Genomic DNA, 16,756 nt, shown 5'->3' on the forward strand with positions numbered 1-16,756 from the left:
CATGTCACAAACAAAGACGCTACTCGATCGAAACCGCGCATTCTCCAGCACCTTCGAATCCGGCAAACTGCCAATACTGCCAAAGATGCGCACTGTGGTGCTGGCATGTGCTGATGCACGCGTTGACCCAGCGCATATTTTTGGTCTCGAACTGGGAGATGCGGTGATTATTCGCAACAATGGCGGGCGCGTGACACCGGCTGTCATCGAAGAAATTGCAACATTGGCCTTCATGGTTGCCATGATGGATGGCGAAAATCTCCAGCCTTTTGAATTGGTTCTGGTACAGCACACCCAATGCGGCGCTGAACGTTTTGCCGACCCCGGCTTTCAGAAAGCACTGAAGGCCAAGGTTGGCGTGGACGTGTCTGCGGTCGCGATCACTGACCATGAACTGAGCCTGCAGGATGACATCGAAAGTCTGCGCAATGCACCCGGAATCCCGGGCTATGTGGTGGTTTCCGGATACATTTATGATGTGCAGACTGGCCAGGTGCGCGAAATCATTTCACCGGCACCCTTGTCAGAATAAGGACAAGGCTTCGACCCGATAATGGTATGAGATTCGGTGTCATCAGTCCGGTTAACGACTACACTTTGGTGTCCCGTGAAAGCCCTGTCGGCGTACGGTCCATGACAATCCGGTTTGAGATTTCTCGAAGCAGTATATCTTCGGGAAACTCAATTCCTTTATTGGCAGCTTTTCCATCAATCATGAGCCAAGAATGCCCGTGAACCATCGTCCAAAGCATATAGGCGCGCCGTTCCGCTTCGGGTTCATCTGCACCAATACCGAGATAATTCGCGACTGCCTCAATCACAATCCCGAATACCCGGGTACCACAATCGCGCAATTCCTTATCATCGGCATGGCTTTCCGATAAGCCGAAGACAAGTCGGAACATGCCAGGGTGTTGTCGTGCAAAGTCGATGTAGCACTGACCTAATGCATCAATGCGTTCGATCGCGCCAATATCAAATGGGTCCATGACGGATCGCATATTGAGAGCCATCGTTTCCATGGCATCCATGACCAGCGCTTTCAGAAGTTCAGGCTTGTCTTTGAAGTGACGATAAGGTGCAGCGCTGCTAACGCCCGCCTTCCTGGCCGCTTCTGCTATCGAGAAGTTTTCCGAACCCTTGTCTTCCACCAAATGACGAACAGCATTGAGCAACTGGGCACGCAGATCACCGTGATGATAATTCGCTTTCACAGTGACATCGGCTGTGGGCGGTGCAGTTTTTTTGCTCATCAGGTGATCCGGTTTCTATCGAAGTAAGTATCGCTAACATCTATTGACAAAGTTAGCGTCACTTACATATGTTAGTGCTTATAACATAACAGTGCATGCGCGCTGTTACAATTCAGGTGTTTACCAATGGCCCGTCTCGAAACAAACAGAAATTTCATTCAGCGTCTTTATCCCCGATTCGCCACACTGTTACTTACTGCAACATTTATTGCGGTCGCTGGTGGCGCAGTTTGGCAGGGAAGTAGCTTGATTGCAAAACGGGCTGTCGCGGCGGAACCACCGGCTGAAACTCTGCCAATAATGATATCCACTTCAACCATCCAGATGCTGGACAGCTACTCGGTAACCCGAAATTTTGTGGGGCAGATCGAAGCGCCACAGACAGTCCAACTAGCATTTGAACAAGGTGGCACACTGGAGGAAGCGTTCGTTGATGACGGCGATGAGATCGCTGCGGGCCAGATCCTGGCGCGTTTGGACGCTCGTTTGCTGCAGGCAGATGTTGATCGCCTGCGCGCGTCGAAAAGGATCGTGGAAGCACAGAAAGAACTGGCAGTGCTGACCGCCCAACGGCAGGCTGAGTTGAACCGGAAAGGTTTTGCCAGCAGCCAGACAACAGATGAGACCCGCCTTTCGGTCATCGGATTGGAGGCGCGAATTGCTGAAGCTGATGCCGAGATACTGGCTGCCCTTATACGTCTTGAAAAGACAGTGATACGCGCGCCGTTTGACGGCAGGGTAAACTTGCGCCTGATTGATCAGGGCAGCACAGTTGCCGGTGGGCAGGCAATCTTTTCCCTGGTTGAAAAAAGCACCCCAGTGTTCCGCGTTGGCATCGCTCCCCAATTAGCTGACCAACTCTCGGTTGGCCAGACGATTGAAGTGATGGTTGCAGGCAATTTCCATGCAGCTGAAATCATAGCCATATTGCCACAGATCGATCCAACGACCCGAACGCGGATCTTAAGAGCCGCCCTCCTGTCGACCACTGATATTGCATTGGGTCTGACAGGAAAGCTATCGCTCCTGGAAGATGTGCAGGCGCGCGGAGCCTGGTTGCCATTGTCTGCAATCGAAGATGGAGTTCGCGGGCTCTGGATCATCAAAACGCTCAATGAAGTTGAAGAGCGCGGTGGCCGCGCGGAAATCGCCATTGAAGCAGTCGAAATCATTCATGCAGACAGCAACCGCGCCTACGTCCGGGGTACCTTTGAAAATGGTACCCAATTCGTTGAAAATGGTGTCCATCGTATCGTTGGTGGACAGACGGTGCGCCTGAAATAATGGCTCATTCAATCAACACACTGACATTCCGTCAGCCAAGACTCGTCTTTCTGATTTTGATGGTTCTCATTGCCTCGGGCCTGTCTTCTCTTTTGTCAATTGGCCGTCAGGAAGACCCAACGATTACCAATCTCTTTGCCACCGTTACAACCGCGTTTCCCGGAGCCGCACCCGGGCGCGTAGAGACACTCGTGACGGTCGAAATCGAAGAGTTGATCAAGGAAATCCCGGAGGTGGACACAATCAATTCGGTGTCATCCACGGGAATTTCCATTGTGTCCATAGAGCTGGTCGAAACAATTCCTGACGGTGAGATTGAGCAGGTGTGGTCTGAAGTGCGTGATGCACTTGAAGATGCGCAAGCGCAATTTCCGCCCGGCGCGCAACCGCCTGAATTTGATGCCGATGGCGTAAATACCTATGCGGCCATCGTCGCGTTACGAGTTGATCATAATCAGGTGCCGCTGACCATCGTCAAGCGTTACGCAGACGCAATGGCTGATGAAATCCGAAGCATACCCGGCACCAAACTGGTGGAAATTTTCGGCGCGCCCGAGGATGAAATTCTCGTAACGCTGGACAGCGGACGCGCTGCTGCAGTCGGGCTGACCGCCGCGATGGTGTCAGGCGCAATCCGTGCTGCTGACGCCAAGGTGCAGGCAGGCCGCTTGCGCGATGCCACAAATGATATCGTTTTGGAAGTCAGCGGTGAGATCGAAACGCTTGATCGTCTGCGCGACATTATTGTGCGGGAGGGCGCAGACAACAATGCAACCCGACTATCAGACATCGCCACCATAACACGCGGGCCCCGATTGCCGGTCGGTGAAATGGCAATCCATAATGGATCGTCGGCGATTCTTGTGGCTGCCGCCCTTGAAGACGGTTTGCAAGTTGATGTGTGGGCCGGATTTGTGCGTAAGACAATCTCGTCATTTGATGAGCAGATGCCCGGCGGCATTTCTCTGGAACTCATCTTCGATCAATCAGAATACACGTCAGACCGGTTGCTTGAAGTCGGGACAAATATGGCGATAGGCATTGCCCTTGTCGTCGGAGTTCTGCTTTTAACCCTGGGTTTTCGTGCGGCGATGATTGTCGCGCTTATCCTGCCTGTGGTCGGCCTGGCAACTTTGGCGACGATGAACTTTCTGGGTCTTGCAATACACCAGATGTCGGTCACCGGGCTCATTGTCGCCCTCGGCCTTCTGGTGGATGCAGGAATTGTAATGACCGATGAAATAGCGCAGCGCCTTCGCAAAGGTACCAGACGCATTGAAGCTGTGCGTGATGCAGTTATGCGGCTTTGGGGTCCCTTATTTGCATCCACGGTCACCACGGCTCTTTCCTTCACGCCGATGATCCTGCTTCCAGGGCCAGCCGGAGATTTTGTCGGCTCCATCGCGCTTGCAGTTGTTATCATGCTGTGCTGGTCATTTGTCATTGCAGTCACAGTCACGCCTGCCATTGCAGGCTGGCTGATGCCAGATCAGACACAGGCCAATCCCTTCAATTCCGGCATCCCTGGTGGCGCACCGGCAAAGGCCTTTGCCTGGTCGCTGCGGCTTGCGACCCGCAATCCTGCGCGTTCGGTTGCTCTGTCATTGATCCTCCCATTCATAGGCTTTGCGTCTATGTCATCTCTCACAGCCCAATTCTTCCCGGGCGTGGACCGTGACCAGTTCACCATTGAACTCGAAATGGCGCCTGGAACGGCCATTGGCGAAACCCGTCGTCTGGTTGACCGAGTGGATCAGTTGTTGAGGAACGAAGATGGCGTCGAACAGACCTTTTGGTCAATTGGTCGCTCCGGCCCTGCATTTTACTACAATATCATAGGCGGGCGTGATAACGCCGCCGGATATGCTCAGGCGTTTGGAACCACAGCCTCACCCATGGCCACCGAGCTGTTGGTGGGAAAGTTGGAACGTACACTGGGTGATGCCGCTCCAATGGCGCAGGTTCTGGTACGCGGTCTGGTCCAGGGTCCACCGGTCGCTGCGCCTGTTGAACTGCGCCTTGTTGGCCCGGACGTCGATACACTCCGCGAACTGGGCGACAGTTTGATGGCAACCATGACAGCTCTTGATACGATTGTTTTGGCACGAACAACATCTTCCGGAGGAGCGCCTAAGTTGGTTGTTGACGTTGATGAAGCCAAGGCACGCGCATTGGGGCTGGATCTATCCGCTATTGCAGGTCAGCTTCAAGCCAGTCTTGAGGGGGTAACCGGTGGGTCGCTCATCGAAGAAACCGAGCAATTACCCGTCCGCGTGCGGCTCGGTGATGAGATACGCGGCAATCTCAACACCATCAGAGATCTGCCAATCATTTCTCCGCAGGGTGCATTGGCATCAGCATCCGGCCTGTTTGCAGCTGTGCCACTTTCGGCAATTGCCGATATTTCAATGTTGCCAAGTGACGCCTCTATTACGCGCCGCAATGGTGATCGTGTGAACACTGTCCAGGGCTTTACCTTACGCGCTGTACTTCCTGAGGAAGCGTTGAAGGAAGTACAGGCTGATCTGGTCGCAAGCGGATTTGAATTGCCGTCCGGCTATCGTCTGGAGCTTGGCGGGGACAGCGACGCACGATCTAACACGCTTGGAAACCTGCTCGCATCCATCGGGATGATCGTTACACTGACCATTGCCACAATCGTAATGACATTCAACTCGGTCCGGCTCGCAGGTGTTGCACTGTTGGTGAGTGTATTATCCGCAGGCTTGTCATTGCTCGCTTTGGCGATCTTCCAATTTCCGTTTGGCATAAACGCCATTATCGGGGTGATCGGATCAATCGGCGTGTCTATAAATGCCGCTATCATCATTATGACTGCGCTGCAGGCAGACGAAGCATCCGCTGCGGGTGAACCTGACGCAATGGCTCATGTGATCATGAACTCGTCCCGGCATATTGTGTCCACCACGATCACGACAGTGGGTGGTTTTCTGCCTCTGATACTGGCCGGAGGTGGCTTCTGGCCACCCTTTGCAATGGCAATTGCAGGCGGGGTGGCCTTGTCGACGATTGTCAGCTTCTATTTCACACCGGCAGCCTTCAAACTGGTCTACGCACGCAAAAAGCGGGCGGAGGCAAAAGTGATCGGCCTGCAGGACTATACCAACTCAAAAATGCTGGAAGCTGCGCAATGAGGTCTGTTCACACACGCTCCTGATCTGCGCTAACTGCCGGTCAGGACGCTGGAATTAAAGCGCCTGCTCTGCCAGCCTGGTTCCTTCAACGCGGGCTTTGATTTTGGCAAAAGCTGTGGCGCGCGCCATGGCAATATCATCACCAAAGGGCGAAAATCCGCAATCATCAGTGGTGCCGAACCGCTCACCTTTGAGGTGTTCGGCAATTTCCAGAGTTGCATCACGCACTTGTTCTGCGGTTTCTGCTGTCGTGTTGCAGGGATCGATCACACCAACAAAAGCAATCTGGTGGGACTGGCGTTCACGCTGAATGATGTCGAGAACCCGTGGCTTGTCAGCTTCACTTGCCATTTGCAAATAGAACCGTCCGGCATTCATCTTGAAAAGATCCGGCAACAGTTCTGAGTAGTCAACATCGGCGGAATGAGTTGAATTATGATCGCCGCCGGGGCAGGTGTGAACCCCAATTCTGGCGCGCTCATCGTCTGAAAACTGGCCCAGAACCATATTGTTGAGATCAACGAACTGGCGCAACAGGCCTTTGCTTGGGTCAAGTTTGCACGCAAGACGCCCTTCAGTGAAGTCGATCTGCACAATCTCGGCCCCGGCATCAAAAGCGGACCGGATATCCTTGACGCATTCGCCAATCAGATCTTCAATAAAGGTCTCGCGCGCATAGCTCTCAATGCCAGCCTCCGGGTAAAGAAGCGCCATGGCAGAGGGAGAAATCACAGCTTGTTTAAGGCGGCGCTGTGTCAGGGTTTTTGCCTTTGCAACATAAGCGCCAGTGTAGGTTCCATAGCGAAACGGACCTGCAGTCAGGCATGGCAATTGACGCGTATGGCCATCTTCAAACGGAATAACAACGCCATCGGGAGCCAGATTGGAAAGGCCCGCCAAAGGGTATGTTGCAAAGCTGGGCTTTGATTGCTCACCATCGGTAATAATGGCAGATCCGGTCGCTTCCATTTCTGCAATCGTTTCTGTCAGTGCCTGGTTTTGAACTGCTTCAAACTCATCGGCAGTTATGGTCCCTGCCTGCAATGCGCCCATGGCGTCAATCAGATATTGAGGTCTTGGAACGCTGCCGCAGCCTTCTGTCGGGATATTCATGCAAGTCACCTTTGGTTGTTCAAAACCGGAATTTCCGAATGTTGAATCTATCAGTGTTTTCGATTCTTGGTTTTAATTGCGTGCCTTCATAACATGATTGATATCTGAACGCCCAAGCAGCCGGTGAATGCTGAACGCCTCACAAACGGCCTTTACGCTCAATGTAGTTTCGTGACCCTTGCATGGAACACAGTCCGCGCCACAACGATCAACATCATGATAATGGCGCAAGTCGTTGCGCCGGCTTTCACGATGGACGCTGCACTCGTGACGCTGACAAGACTACCAGAAACCTTTGGCCATAGAACAAGCATTGCGGTGATTCCTGTGTTTTCAAGATAATCAGCCGCAGCGGCAAGCCAGCTAAGACCAATGCCAATCCCGATCCATCGACCGGCGGTTAAAATCGACCGGCACCAGAGGAAGGCATTTGTCAGGAAGAGCGCGAAGGCTGCAGGGAACACGATATCCAGCGGGATCTGGTTTGTGAGGTAGTAGTGGCGACCTGCTTCACCAAGCCTCTGCAGCAGCAATTGGGCATCTTCGTAGCTATACCCGGTTGGACGCATGTCGAAGGGTGCTACCCCAGACAAACTCTCAAGTTCTTTCAGCGTGACCAGAACCATGATGGCGTAGAACGCTGCTGCAACTGCAAAGAAAACATAAGTCCTTTGGCGAAAACGGTTCATATCATTCCTTGTGTTCATGTGTCGTTCTCCTATGTTGAGCAAGGCTTTAGTGCGCTCTGAAACCCACGGCATTATCATTTGATAACAGAGGCAAAAATGAACGTTGCTTCGCTACTGACGAAAACCGGGCTAACTGAGACTCCCGTAGATAATGGCAAGGCGACAATGCTCGCCGAGCGGTGGATGCCTCGACATATCTCGAAAGGCGGATTTCTGGTGCGTCAGGGGGATGAAGATGCCTTTGAATACATGATACTAAGTGGGAGCGCGGTCAGCCATATCAGCGATGCGGAGGGGCGCAATGTCTGTGTGGCATTTCACCTTGGACCCTCAATCATAACGCCGAATATTGCGCGCCAACGCGCCCAGACATCTCTGGTAAATATCGAAATTGTGTCTGATGCGCTGATAGCGTCAATGCCGTCAAAAGAGTTGCTGGCTCTTATGGTCGCCAATGAGGAAGTTCGCGAATGGGCTAACGCGATCCTGCGAAACGAAATTGGGTTCAAAGCCGAGCGCGAATGGTGTCTTGCAGCGCTGGGCGGCGCAGATCGGCTAGACTGGTTTCGCGGTCGCTATCCAAATCTCGAAAACCTGTTTGGCCATGCCTATATTGCATCGTTTCTAGGGTTGACGCCGGTCACGCTGAGCCGTCTTAGAAACCGAATTAGGTAAGTAATTCGTTTGCCGAATTGAACCTGTAATCTGACTTGAAGCCGCGACGCGGGTGGAGCAAATTTCAGGCCACTTTTAGTTTAGAGCCCAACAGCGGTGCAGCGCTGTTGTCCCTGCCCGGTGCCGGAATATTCGTTCTAGGCACCTTGATGCAGTGTCGCATTACGCCTGACACAGGCCGCTTGTATCGATCTCGGGTTCTAGTCCGGAAATGATATCAGCAACCACCTTTGAGGTGCCACAGGCCTGGGTCCAGCCATTGGAACCGTGCCCTGCATTCAGGAACAGATTGTTGTAGCGGGTTTTGCCAAGTCGGGGTGGCCCGTCCGGTGTCATGGGTCGGAAACCGGCCCAACGCTTGCACTCTGCCGGCTTTATTGCACCGGGGAATAGCGCTTCGGTGCGGTGCAGAACATTCTCGAAGGCAGACGGTCGCAGCGTGTCGTCAAACCCTGCAATTTCAGCAACGCCAGCCACACGCAACCGGTCGCCAAGGCGGGTAAACATGATTTTGGAATGTTCATCCATCACCGATGACAGGGGCGCGTTACCGCTATCCTGAATGGTTCCTGTTATGGAATATCCTTTGACTGGATAAACCGGCAGAGAAAGCCCTAAGGGCCGCAACAGGCCAGCGACTTTTGCGCCCAGAGCAACCACATAAGCATCCGCCTCAAAAGAGCCTGCGCTGGTGGCCACGCAATCGATTTGGCCGTCCTCAGCAACAAGCTTTTGAATCTCAGTGTTGTAGTGGAAGATGACACCTTGGGCCTGCAGCAACGCTGTGAGTTCCCTGCAGAACATATGGCAGTCACCGGTTTCATCCTTTGGCAGATGCAAACCACCCTTGAAGGGAACGCGAGAGTTTTTCAGAGCCGGTTCAATTTTGCTGGCTTCGGCAGAGTCCACAAGACGGTTGGGGATACCCTCAGCATCCAGCAAATCAGCGCAAAGGGCTCCATACTCGAACTCCTCGTCAGTCTGGAAAAGCTGAAGCACGCCTGCCGATTGGTTGGCATATTCAATGCCCGTCTCCGCCCGCAGCGATTGCAGACAGGCCAGGCTGTAATGGGCAATCCGCTGCATGACCTGTTTGTTACGGGTAAATTTGTCGACGCGACAATTCAAGACAAATTGCAGCAACCAGGCCCACTGAGCAGTATCAGCTTTTGGTCTGATTTTCAGGGGTGCTGATGATTGGAACATCCATTTCAGCGCTTTCAGCGGCATGCCCGGCGCGGCCCACGGTCCGGCAAAACTGGGGCAGACGCCACCCGCATTGCCAAAACTGGCCCCCAGAGCGGGTCCGGAATTTTCCTCCAGCACCACAACTTCATGTCCGGCTTTGTGCAGATACCAGGCACTCGTCACACCAACAACGCCGGCTCCCAAGACTAGAACTTTCACCCGGTCTGCTCCTGATCTTCCAAGTAGCGCTCAAGCGTCACAAGACATGTTTGAGCGGCCGTTGCTTGCGATAAGGGCGAAGTTCCGATATCCAGCGTCACCGCATTGGGATTGCCGCCATGATCCAAGCCAGCCTTATTGCCCTCATACCATGGGCCAGTTTCCATGACGGCAATGCCGCGTCGACATTGTTCCGTGCGCGCGATCCGGGCAAGACAGGCACCGCGCGGCGAAGACACCCGAACCAGATCCTTTTCCCTGAAACCACGTTGATCAGCCTCAGATGGATGGATGCAGATTTTTGGTGGCTGATCCCCGGCAAGGTCAGTCTGGCCCAACTGGCTGTGAAGGAATTTTGCTGGCTGCCTGGTGAGAAGTGCCAGCGCATCGGGCGGCGCATCGCCAATCCATTCGGCTGGCGCAACCCATGCCGGATGTTCGGCCACATCTTCATAGTGGAATGAGCCAATCCGGGCGCTTGCCAGTTCAATTTTCCCGCTGTCTGTCGGTAAAGGGTTTTCAATAGGGTTTTGCCGAAAGTCGGAAAGATAGATTTCCGGTTTGTCGGGCAGGGGCACTTGCCACACACCCGTCTTGATGAGTTCATCAAAACTGGGCGCTGTCAGCCCTTGGGCGGTCGCCCTGGTTTCCGTCCCGCTCCAAAGATGTCGTAGCCATGCGGTTTCATCACGTCCTTCGGTAAATACTTCCCCAAAACCCAGCCATTCTGCCAGATCGGCAAAGATATCGAAATCATTGCGCGCCTGACCCACCGGATCAATCAGCTTTGGCATGTAGAACACATTCGGATCCCGTGAGGTGCCACCGATGTCTGAGCGCTCCAGGGAGGTCGTCGCGGGCAACACAATATCAGCGCGGTTTGCAGTCGCGGTCCAGAATTGCTCATGCACGATAATCGTTTCAGGCCGGGTCCACAGGCGCTCCAGCCGAAACAGATCCTGAGCATGATGAAATGGATTGCCGCCAGCCCAATAGATCAGTTTCGTATCGGGATAGGTGATGAGTTGACCATTGAACGGAATGCTCTTGCCGGGCTGTTCCAGCATGTCAACAAATCGGGCAACAGGGATGGACATGCCAGCCTTGTTGCCGAGCGTCGGCAAAGCGGGCACAAGGCCTTTGCGGGCACCTTGTCCAACCGCATTCAACGATCCATAGCCAAAGGTAAACCCGCCGCCGGGCAATCCAATTTGTCCCAGCATGGCTGCAAGGGCAATCAGCGCCCAATAGGTCTGTTCGCCATGATGCGCGCGCTGCAGCGACCAGCTTGCCGTCAGCATCACCCGACCTGTTTCAATGATATCTGCAAGGTCTGTCAGAGACTGAACCGGCACATCAGCAATACTAGCGGCCCAGTCGAGTGTTTTTGGCTGCTGGTCAAGATCGCCGTTCAAGTGAGCGATCAGGGTCTCGCTGCCGATACAGAACCTGTCCAGAAACGTGCGATCTGCCCGGCCACGGCGCAGCATTTCGTGGCAGAGCCCAAGCATGATGGCTGTATCTGAACCCGGTCGTGGCGCAATCCAGTCCGCCTCCAATTCGGGCGGAATATCGTCGGCGACCGGGCTTATGACAACGAATTTCGTGCCCTGGTCGGCTGCCCGTTGAATGTGGGCAGGCATGTGATGAAACCCGGCACCGCCGGATGTAACGCGCCAGTTCTTGGGGTTCAAACCCCCAAACGCTATGAAAGCATCTGTGTTGCCGCAGATACTGTCCCAGCTTGTGGCCGCACTGGAAACCGCATCCTGGCTTCCAAGCACATGCTGCAAAATGATCTGTGCCGCGCCCCAGCTATAATTCCCGGTCTGATCGGTAAAACCGCCGAAGGCCCCGAAGAACCGACGGATTTGACTGCGCGCGTGGTGAAATCGCCCGGCACTGGACCAGCCGTAAGAGCCTGCAAAAAGTGCCTTGTGTCCATGGTCGGTCCGAACCCGGTCAAGTTCCTCTGACACCAGCTTCAGCGCCACGTCCCATGACACAGGCACCATGCGGTCATGGCCGCGCATTGTGCCGTCTGACAGCGCACGGTCTCGCAACCATCCTTCGCGGATATAGGGTTGATCAACGCGCTTTTCAGAATACACCAGTTGCGGCAGCGCCCCGATCATGTCCGGGTCGGCGCCGCTGCCCTGCATGGGCTTGGCTGCAATCAGCCGGCCGTTGGCAACCTCCGCTTCAAAGGCACCCCAGTGGCAGAGGCTGATCGGGTTTGTCATGGTTCCACGCCATCATGTTCGGCGTGATGAGGGCTCATCACGTTTCGCCGCGGTTTGCCTTGCGTTCTGTTATGGTCTCGCCGCCAACAGTCCAGTCATCCGGCGGAATATCATCAAACACCACATAAACATGCTCGGCATGGGCACCGCAATGCTTCACAAGCGTATCCGTGATTTCCAGCGCTGCCGCTTTCTTTTGCTGGGACGTGCGGCCCGCCGCCATTGTAACTCGAATAATCGGCATTCTATCTCTCCGTTAAGTCAGGGATAATCCGCCATCGACGCGCAGAACCTGCCCGGTAATGTGGGAAGCATCATCGCTGAGAAAAAATGCGATGGCGGCTGCAATATCGGCAGGTTTTGCCAGACGTTGATTAGGGGTAAGCTCGGCTGCCGCCTGCCAGGAACTCTGAGACAGTGCGGAATGCCCGGCGCTTTCTTTCTCGGTAAAGCCGGGGGCAACGCAATTTACGGTGATGCCTTCTGCAGCCACCTGAACTGCAAAGGTTTTTGCCAATGCTTCCATCGCGCCCTTTGCCGCTGCGGTTGCCGGAAACATGCGCTTGATCGGCACCTGGTCAACCACGAAAGACGACACGGCAACCACGCGGCCACACTTTGAAGCTGTCAGATGGGGCAGGGCAGTATCAATCAATTCAAAGAAAGCGCCGGTGATAATTGTAAGGGAATGATCAAGATCATCCCGCGTGATTTCACCAACCACCTTGTTGAGGGCAAATCCGGCATTGGAAACAATCCGGTCCAACTGCCCGAATTTTTCCACCGCCTCATCTACCAACGCTGCAGCTGTTCCAGGCTTGCCCAGATCACCGATTGAAATTTGTACTTCAGCACCTGCGGCCCGCGCCTCATCGGCAACGGCTTCAAACAGAGGTATCTTTTTGCCATCAACCCCGCCTCTGGCATGCAGAAGCAGACACTCACCCGGGCCTGCTATCCGCCTTGCGGTGGCCGCTCCAATGCCGCTGGATGCACCGGTGACAAGCGTTACGCGTTTGCTTTTTGACATTATGCCGCTTTCACCGCGCCATTGACCTTGTAGCCATAAATCCGGTCAAGGTTGAGCTTGCTGACAATGTCCAGACCCTTTTGCAATTGCGCGCCTTCAAAGGAAGTCAAAGGCTTGCGCAACGGACCGGAAGGCAGGCCAACGGCCTGCATCAGGCTTTTGATCGCAACTGGATTTACAGCCGAATAGGCATAATGCAGCATGTCGAGATTATGCAGATAGGCCTGCTGGAAATTCGCAGCGTCCTCAGCTGTGTCCCAGGGTTTTGAAATAGTCGCAAACTCACGTGGAATGATATTGCCGGTCATATTCGCTGTGCCATGCCCACCCAATGACATGGTCGGCACAATCAGCCCCAGATTAGGTGAGCAGCAGCACATAATGGACAGATCTGGTTTCGCCGCACACATCTGAGCTACCTGTCCCACGCGTGTGGTGCTTTCCTTCAGCACCACCATATTGGGATGCTTGGCCAGTTTCAGCAGATTGTCCCAATGCAAATCCGTTTTGACGCGGGGCGGATTGTTGTAAAATCCAATCGGAAAATCGACGGAATCACAGACTTCTTCTGCATAGTCGGTGATGTCATCATTGGACGCACAGATATAAGATGGCGCGGCAATAATCGCCCCATCACCTCCTTCACCCTTGGCAAAGCCAACCATGTCGATGGTCGTCTGGGTGTTGTTTCCCGAGCAGCCGTAATATTTCAGGATGTGTCCGCTGTCCATCTTGGCGGTCTCGGTGATGATAAGCTTCTTCTCCTCAGGCGAAAGCATCGAAACCTCGCCCGTGGAGCCCATGATCAGCACAGCCTCGGTGCCGTTTTCGACATGAAATTGCAGCAGGGACTGGAAGCCGCCAATATCAATTGAGCCGTCTGCGTTCATCGGCGTAACCAATGCGACGAAACTTCCCTTGGGTTTAATATGAGTCATGTTCAGGCTCCATGAGCTGTTCTAGTTGGCAAAAATAACGGGAAAAGACAGTTTTGGCAGCGCCAGAACGATATCTGGAAAGAAGATCGAACCAATGGCGACCAAAACAGTGAGTCCGACAATTGGCGTGACCGCCAGCATGGCTTTGCCCAGAGGCACATCGCCAATCTGCGCTGCAATGAGAAGGCAAATCCCATAGGGCGGCGTTATCAGACCGACTGACAGGACGATGGTGGTCAGGACCCCCATGTGAACCGGGTTCATACCGGCTGTATCTCCAAGCGCTTGTATGATGGGCAGGAAAATCAGCACCGCTGAAATGGGATTCAGCACAGTTCCGATCAGCAACAGAAAGCCAATCAACAACAGCATGATTCCGACCGGGTCGGAGGTCTGGGACGTGATGAAATTCACGACAATATCGGCAGCGCCGAGAAAGGCGATAAGCCAGCCGAATATGCCTGCGCCCGCCACTGTGAACAGCGGAACCGCAAAATCCATTGTCGCATGGGACAGAAGACCAGGCAGCTCGCGCAATGGCACATCACGATAAATAACAAAGGTCAGAATAAGCGCCCAGATCACCGCGCTGATGGCAGCTTCTGTCGGGGTGAATATTCCGGCAATCACACCACCCAGAACAAACACCGGGATCAGCATTGCTGCCGCGCCGCGCCAAAGCGCTTTTGCCAGGCCGAGCAGCCCCGGAAACGGGTTCGCCGGGTATCCTTCGCGCAGTGCCATCACATAAGTGTAGCCCATCATGAAGAGCCCGATCGTGATGCCCGGTACAATCCCCCCCAGGAACAGGGCCCCGATCGAGACATTTCCAAACGCGCCGTAGACAATCAGAATGATGGAGGGCGGGATGATGACCCCCAGCGTGGAAGAGGCCGCCGTCAGTGCCACTGAAAATGCGGGGCTGTAGCCAGCCTTTTTCATGGCCGGGATCAATATGGAGCCGACAGAGGCCGTGTCAGCCGCTGCGGAGCCGGACAGTGAGGCAAACACCATCGACACAAACACATTCACATGCCCCAGACCACCACGCACATGGCCAACTGATGCATCAGCAACTTTGAGCAGCCGGTCGGTAATGGAACCGGCGTTCAAAATGCGCCCCAAAAACATGAAGAAGGGCACAGCAAGCAGCGTGAAACTGTCGATGTTGGAATACATCTGGTTGATCACCGAAGTCAGCGGCAAATCTTCCCACAGGATGACAAAGACCGATGACAGGATCAGCGAGAACCCGATATTGACCCGCAATGCAATGAGGACGAAAAACCCGCCAAGCAGCAGAACAAGCGGGTTCATTTGGAATTCCGATCAAGCAGGGCTTCAATCGTGAAGAGGCCAATGAAGGCTCCACAAATCGGAATTGGCAGATAAAACCAGAACTCTGAGATGTTGAGCGACAGGGCAACCCGGTTCAAGCCGATCAGGCTCATGATTATGCCATGCCGGACAAGCACATACACAACAATCGCTGCGGCCAGATAGGTCGCGATTTTTGGAATGATATTGAGCGGGCTGTTTTTCGGCCACAGATTGACCAGATAGTGCCCACCACGTCGGTAAGCGAATGCCGCGCCCAGAAATATGCACCATGAAAACAGAAGCTGCGCCAGATCCAGCGTCCAGGTCATTGGCACCATAAGAATGTTACGTGCAGCCACCTGCATGAAGACGACGCCAATCAGGCCCGCAAACAGGCATGCCAGCACCATTTGAAATATTCTGTCCAGAGTGTCGCCAAGAGTTTTGAGCATGGTAAAATGACAGCTGTTTCAATGCATTGGAACGGATGAAGTTGGTGCCAACCGGGCGATTGCCCGATTGGCGTCATTACTTATTGTGCAGTCAGCGCGGCCATTGGGGCTTCAAGGCCCATTTCGGCAACCAACTCGACCTTCAATTCTGCCAGAGCGTCCTGGAATTCGGAGATATCTGGACGGGTAACCGTGACATTATGTGTTGCCTGCAGCTCTTCTACGAGCGCACCTTCATATTCCTTGGCTTTCTCAATTCCCAGGGCCGAAGCTTCCTGTGCAACCTCGATGATCATTTTCTGCTGATCTTCCGACAGTTTACCCCAGGCCCGTTCGCTGATGGACACATGGTTGACCTGAATGGAATGGGCTGTCAGCGCAAGATAAGGCGCAACTTCATACAATTTTGCACCGGAATAGCCGGGAATGGAGCTTTCCAGCGCATCCGCAACCCCTGTCTGAACGGCCGCATACAACTCGCCCCAGGCGACGGACACAGGCAGAGTGCCAAGCTGTTCCCAGGTTTTGGAAATCATCGGCGACGGTGGTGTCCGCATTTTAAAGCCGGAGATATCAGCCAGTGCGTTTACAGGTCCTTTTGCATTGGACAGGTTCCGGGTTCCGGAGCCACCAAGGGCCAACAGACGCATATTAAGGCTGCGATCCGCATAGACGCCCTGATAAAACTCTTCGGATTTCGAACCGGGACCGACTTTGGCCATCAGATCATCAAAACCGGAAAACAGATAAGGCACTGAGAAAATCTGGAACTCAGGAACCTTCTTGGCCGCATTGTTGGTGGAACTGATCATGAGATCAATTGTGCCCAGACCCATTTCACCGATAACGGCATCATCATTGCCCAGTTGGCCAGCGTCAAAAATCTTGATTGCAATGGCGCCGTCAGACCGCTTCGCAACTTCTTCAGCCATGAAGTCGGCCATGTCATTATATGGATGCGGCGATTTCACCAGTGTGTGCAGCCGCATGTTGATTTCCGCTGCCAAGGCACTGGTGGAAGCCAGAGCTGACGCCAGAATGACTGAACTTAAGAATTTCAATCCGCGCATGATGTGTTCCTCTTTCGTTGGGGCATATGTGTTTTGGGTATTTCACCCGGAATTCTACTACCAAGGTTCAAAAAAAGACACATTCCGTCAAATGCTAAAAATATGCCATTAGATGCCGAAAGGTTAT

General features: G+C 53.8%; 15 protein-coding genes. 4 read left to right on the plus strand and 11 right to left on the minus strand.

What is annotated here, in order from left to right; all coding sequences use genetic code 11:
- Window position 1 precedes the first annotated feature (1 nt).
- Window positions 2-532 (plus strand): carbonic anhydrase, encoded by a 531-nt coding sequence (locus tag RAL91_RS07975; protein ID WP_306261208.1) that lies wholly within the window; start codon window positions 2-4, stop codon window positions 530-532.
- Between the two features lie 58 nt (window positions 533-590).
- Here RAL91_RS07975 and RAL91_RS07980 read toward each other — a convergent pair whose 3' ends face one another.
- On the minus strand, window positions 591-1,253 hold the full coding sequence (locus RAL91_RS07980; RefSeq protein WP_306261210.1) for a TetR/AcrR family transcriptional regulator: 663 nt from the start codon (window positions 1,251-1,253) through the stop codon (window positions 591-593).
- Between the two features lie 246 nt (window positions 1,254-1,499).
- Here RAL91_RS07980 and RAL91_RS07985 point away from each other — a divergent pair, with 246 nt between their 5' ends.
- Entirely contained in the window at window positions 1,500-2,537 is a 1,038-nt protein-coding gene (locus RAL91_RS07985; protein ID WP_306261212.1) for an efflux RND transporter periplasmic adaptor subunit, read from the plus strand.
- A complete protein-coding gene (locus RAL91_RS07990; RefSeq protein WP_306261214.1) occupies window positions 2,537-5,692 on the plus strand; it encodes an efflux RND transporter permease subunit in 3,156 nt (1,051 codons plus the stop codon). Before RAL91_RS07985 ends, RAL91_RS07990 begins: the two co-directional genes overlap by 1 nt.
- Before the next feature lie 54 nt (window positions 5,693-5,746).
- Here the strand turns inward: RAL91_RS07990 and RAL91_RS07995 are convergent, their stop codons facing one another.
- Window positions 5,747-6,805, minus strand: coding sequence for a hypothetical protein (locus tag RAL91_RS07995; protein WP_306261216.1), 1,059 nt, complete (start codon window positions 6,803-6,805; stop codon window positions 5,747-5,749).
- A gap of 158 nt (window positions 6,806-6,963) precedes the next feature.
- Window positions 6,964-7,512 (minus strand): hypothetical protein, encoded by a 549-nt coding sequence (locus RAL91_RS08000; protein ID WP_306261218.1) that lies wholly within the window; start codon window positions 7,510-7,512, stop codon window positions 6,964-6,966.
- Window positions 7,513-7,590: 78 nt separating this feature from the next.
- Between RAL91_RS08000 and RAL91_RS08005 the strand changes: the two genes are divergently transcribed.
- Window positions 7,591-8,169 carry a Crp/Fnr family transcriptional regulator gene (locus RAL91_RS08005; RefSeq protein WP_306261220.1) on the plus strand — a complete coding sequence of 193 codons (579 nt, stop codon included), beginning with the start codon at window positions 7,591-7,593 and terminating at the stop codon, window positions 8,167-8,169.
- 162 nt (window positions 8,170-8,331) lie between these two features.
- On the opposite strand, the gene RAL91_RS08010 is transcribed toward RAL91_RS08005, so the two are convergent.
- The 8 genes from RAL91_RS08010 to RAL91_RS08045 form a co-directional block, all read right to left on the minus strand.
- On the minus strand, window positions 8,332-9,576 hold the full coding sequence (locus RAL91_RS08010; protein ID WP_306261222.1) for a D-amino acid dehydrogenase: 1,245 nt from the start codon (window positions 9,574-9,576) through the stop codon (window positions 8,332-8,334).
- Window positions 9,573-11,819: a molybdopterin-dependent oxidoreductase gene (locus tag RAL91_RS08015; protein WP_306261223.1), complete on the minus strand. Its 2,247-nt coding sequence runs from the start codon at window positions 11,817-11,819 to the stop codon at window positions 9,573-9,575. Before RAL91_RS08015 ends, RAL91_RS08010 begins: the two co-directional genes overlap by 4 nt.
- Before the next feature lie 37 nt (window positions 11,820-11,856).
- The gene (locus tag RAL91_RS08020; protein ID WP_306261224.1) at window positions 11,857-12,063 is read right to left on the minus strand and encodes a 4-oxalocrotonate tautomerase family protein; all 207 of its coding nucleotides are present in this window, start codon (window positions 12,061-12,063) and stop codon (window positions 11,857-11,859) included.
- A gap of 12 nt (window positions 12,064-12,075) precedes the next feature.
- On the minus strand, window positions 12,076-12,849 hold the full coding sequence (locus RAL91_RS08025) for an SDR family NAD(P)-dependent oxidoreductase (protein WP_306261226.1): 774 nt from the start codon (window positions 12,847-12,849) through the stop codon (window positions 12,076-12,078).
- Entirely contained in the window at window positions 12,849-13,787 is a 939-nt protein-coding gene (locus RAL91_RS08030) for a dihydrodipicolinate synthase family protein (protein ID WP_306261228.1), read from the minus strand. Before RAL91_RS08030 ends, RAL91_RS08025 begins: the two co-directional genes overlap by 1 nt.
- A 21-nt stretch (window positions 13,788-13,808) precedes the next feature.
- Window positions 13,809-15,104, minus strand: coding sequence for a TRAP transporter large permease (locus RAL91_RS08035; protein WP_306261230.1), 1,296 nt, complete (start codon window positions 15,102-15,104; stop codon window positions 13,809-13,811).
- Complete coding sequence (locus RAL91_RS08040) at window positions 15,101-15,559, minus strand: TRAP transporter small permease (protein ID WP_306261232.1); 459 nt, start codon at window positions 15,557-15,559, stop codon at window positions 15,101-15,103. Before RAL91_RS08040 ends, RAL91_RS08035 begins: the two co-directional genes overlap by 4 nt.
- A gap of 80 nt (window positions 15,560-15,639) precedes the next feature.
- A complete protein-coding gene (locus tag RAL91_RS08045; RefSeq protein ID WP_306261234.1) occupies window positions 15,640-16,629 on the minus strand; it encodes a TRAP transporter substrate-binding protein in 990 nt (329 codons plus the stop codon).
- Window positions 16,630-16,756 lie beyond the last annotated feature (127 nt).

The sequence above is a fragment of the Pararhizobium sp. IMCC21322 genome (assembly GCF_030758295.1).
GTDB lineage: Bacteria > Pseudomonadota > Alphaproteobacteria > Rhizobiales.

What these genes read in the sequence shown, in the direction of transcription:
- RAL91_RS07975 (WP_306261208.1), top strand. Translation starts at nt 2, where the DNA reads ATGTCACAAACAAAGACGCTACTCGATCGAAACCGCGCATTCTCCAGC.
- RAL91_RS07980 (WP_306261210.1), bottom strand. Translation starts at nt 1,253, where the DNA reads ATGAGCAAAAAAACTGCACCGCCCACAGCCGATGTCACTGTGAAAGCG.
- RAL91_RS07990 (WP_306261214.1), top strand. Translation starts at nt 2,537, where the DNA reads ATGGCTCATTCAATCAACACACTGACATTCCGTCAGCCAAGACTCGTC.
- RAL91_RS07995 (WP_306261216.1), bottom strand. Translation starts at nt 6,805, where the DNA reads ATGAATATCCCGACAGAAGGCTGCGGCAGCGTTCCAAGACCTCAATAT.
- RAL91_RS08000 (WP_306261218.1), bottom strand. Translation starts at nt 7,512, where the DNA reads ATGAACACAAGGAATGATATGAACCGTTTTCGCCAAAGGACTTATGTT.
- RAL91_RS08005 (WP_306261220.1), top strand. Translation starts at nt 7,591, where the DNA reads ATGAACGTTGCTTCGCTACTGACGAAAACCGGGCTAACTGAGACTCCC.
- RAL91_RS08015 (WP_306261223.1), bottom strand. Translation starts at nt 11,819, where the DNA reads ATGACAAACCCGATCAGCCTCTGCCACTGGGGTGCCTTTGAAGCGGAG.
- RAL91_RS08020 (WP_306261224.1), bottom strand. Translation starts at nt 12,063, where the DNA reads ATGCCGATTATTCGAGTTACAATGGCGGCGGGCCGCACGTCCCAGCAA.
- RAL91_RS08025 (WP_306261226.1), bottom strand. Translation starts at nt 12,849, where the DNA reads ATGTCAAAAAGCAAACGCGTAACGCTTGTCACCGGTGCATCCAGCGGC.
- RAL91_RS08030 (WP_306261228.1), bottom strand. Translation starts at nt 13,787, where the DNA reads ATGACTCATATTAAACCCAAGGGAAGTTTCGTCGCATTGGTTACGCCG.
- RAL91_RS08035 (WP_306261230.1), bottom strand. Translation starts at nt 15,104, where the DNA reads ATGAACCCGCTTGTTCTGCTGCTTGGCGGGTTTTTCGTCCTCATTGCA.
- RAL91_RS08040 (WP_306261232.1), bottom strand. Translation starts at nt 15,559, where the DNA reads ATGCTCAAAACTCTTGGCGACACTCTGGACAGAATATTTCAAATGGTG.
- RAL91_RS08045 (WP_306261234.1), bottom strand. Translation starts at nt 16,629, where the DNA reads ATGCGCGGATTGAAATTCTTAAGTTCAGTCATTCTGGCGTCAGCTCTG.